The sequence below is a fragment of the Verrucomicrobiales bacterium genome, assembly GCA_016793885.1.
Taxonomy (GTDB): domain Bacteria; phylum Verrucomicrobiota; class Verrucomicrobiia; order Limisphaerales; family UBA11320; genus UBA11320.
This window is the reverse complement of sequence record JAEUHE010000064.1, coordinates 1-2,247: the sequence shown is the minus strand read 5'-3', so window position 1 is coordinate 2,247 and position 2,247 is coordinate 1. Positions and strand designations below refer to the sequence as shown.

At 56.8% G+C, this 2,247-nt stretch carries 2 protein-coding genes; both read right to left on the bottom strand.

The genetic code is table 11. From position 1 onward, the window contains the following. A partial coding sequence (locus JNN07_08195; GenBank protein ID MBL9167707.1) for a hypothetical protein occupies positions 1 to 1,567 on the bottom strand: 1,567 nt, incomplete at its 3' end. A gap of 10 nt (positions 1,568 to 1,577) precedes the next feature. Continuing rightward, positions 1,578 to 2,183 carry an NADAR family protein gene (locus JNN07_08190; protein ID MBL9167706.1) on the bottom strand — a complete coding sequence of 202 codons (606 nt, stop codon included), beginning with the start codon at positions 2,181 to 2,183 and terminating at the stop codon, positions 1,578 to 1,580. Positions 2,184 to 2,247 lie beyond the last annotated feature (64 nt).

Below are 2,247 nucleotides of genomic sequence, written 5' to 3'. Positions count from 1 at the left end.
ACATCTGCTCAGTCGACAGCCCCTCTCGGAAGCGGATACTTACCTGGTATGGATGAGTTGTTCTCACGTCCTGAATAGGGGCTCCCAGGTTCCTCAATCGCACTGCGATTCGAGTCACATGGCTTAGAAACTCGCTGGTTTCGTTTCTTGGCGACGGCGCTGAGGCGGCGCTGTCGATCCACCCTCCGTTATACAGACCAAGCTGGATACGCTCCAGCACGTCGGAGGGAAGGCTCTCCTGCAAACGTTCCTGAATGGAGCCCCCACGACCCGACGCTATGCCAACAACAACACCGGCCCGTACCAGTTTCTCGATTTGGTCCAGCACATCTATCGGCGGCGGCCCATCCTTCCTCTGTGAGCTGCAAAGAGTGCCGTCATAATCAAAGACCATTGCATTGAAGCGCTTCTTGCCCAATGCCTCGCAGAACGCCTCGCGCTCGCGAAGAATTGCTCCAGTGCCCCGCACCGAAGGCCAACGCGCCCCTAGCACTTCCGATTTTGACAGTTCGGCCCCATCTGAGTGATCCACTGGCGCTGGAACAACGGCTGGCAGATCGAGGTAGTACAGATCCCTCCCGAACTGCGGAACCTCTGGACGTCCGGGATCTTTGCCAAACACACGGGCAATCTCAGCGATGAGGTGCATCTGACCGACAATCCCTGCAATCAAGTCACGGGGAGATGAGCCGCTAAGAGACATCGGGTAAGTGGGTATGCTTGGGGGAACAAGCGCAGCCATGCGCCCCCAGAGGTCCCCAAGCGTTGGCTCGGCCAACACCAGCATTGCACATTCATCTGGCCTCTGCGCTAACCAGAGGTGTCGACCATGGGCATATGACCGAATATCGGCTAGTTGGCAATGAAGCAACGCCGCTTCGGACAACTTGGACTCAAGATCGGCGGCAATTGGGCGAAGCAGCGGCGAGAACACGACGGTCAGTGAACCACGCCGTGCCGCTTCAGCGATAAAGTCACGCGCGCCTTCCATCCACTCGGCGATCGATTGATTACCGATTAGCAGCTGGTCTAGCCGCGACGGCAATGCATCTTTGTTTTGGTCGAGCTCCCCATAGGCACGAGCAATGACCATTGCATCCAACAATAGGCTGTTGGTTGCCAAATAGCCGTCCTTCTTTTCGAGATCTAGAACATGTGCGCTGACATCCGTTAGCCCGCCTACGCACTCCATCAGCGGACTGCTGGCCCGATTAGTCAGAACATGGATCGTTCTCGCGCTATGCCTGCGGGCCCGCCGCAACGCTTCAGAGATGTCTGGATTTCCTCCTTCGGCAGAGATCAGGAATACCGGACTGGATGCCGCAAGCGTAGGATTACAGATCACCTCCAAAGGGGTGACCGGTCTGGACACACGCCCCGTATACGTCTCGTGCAAATTGCACAGCAATGACGCCACCGTATACGACCCACCGGAGCCGACGCCAATGATGCTTGATTCGCAGGCACCAGCTATCGCCGATCTCAGCGGCGCCACCTCGAGCATCAAACCATGCTGATACGTCGCCGCGAGCTCATCTAGCTCCGTGTCGTAATGGTTGCGATCCATCTCGAATACGTCAGCACGCTAGCTCGACTGACGCCATTCCCGTCAAGGCATTGGCTCGCGATTTCCCATTCGGCTTCGTCTTGCTTTTTGGCTGGACAGACTCGCTCTTAAGCTCTGACCGCAGTTCCATGAGGAGGACCCCGAGCATGTTCTTGCCTTTCCCGTTCACTTCACCCCACAGACGATTGACAGGGTTATCGGTCTTGGCGGATTCAACCAACCGCGCATCCCCCGTCGAGAGGAGCAGCTCACGGAGATCCTGATGTTGGGTGAACTTGGCGCGCAACACGCCCCGCATCCGATCGAACTTTACCTTTGACCAGTCCGGAGCAATATCCCACGTATACAGCCCGTGGGCAGCCATTGCCACCAGCGATGGACTTGGCGCACTCAAAATCCACTCGCGCACCGATTCCTTGACTGCCTTGCCCGCTTGGTATGCATGCTCGGAGGTCGGATACTCGCGCCCCTCAAACACTAGGGGGCGCCTGTATAGATTACTGAACACCCCATAGGGCTTCTCATTTGCACGATAGAAACGAATCTCAGGCAGACCTGCCTCATCGTCACGCCCTTGTACTGAAGAGGCTTTCTGGAGTTTCGCGGGTCTTTTCATTTACGGGTCTCCTTCGCGGAATCGGGCAGGGGGTACAGGCTCAACGTCTTGCAATGATTGACCA

Excerpts from the sequence above, each read along its gene's own strand:
- JNN07_08190 (MBL9167706.1), bottom strand. The coding sequence starts at position 2,183 with ATGAAAAGACCCGCGAAACTCCAGAAAGCCTCTTCAGTACAAGGGCGT.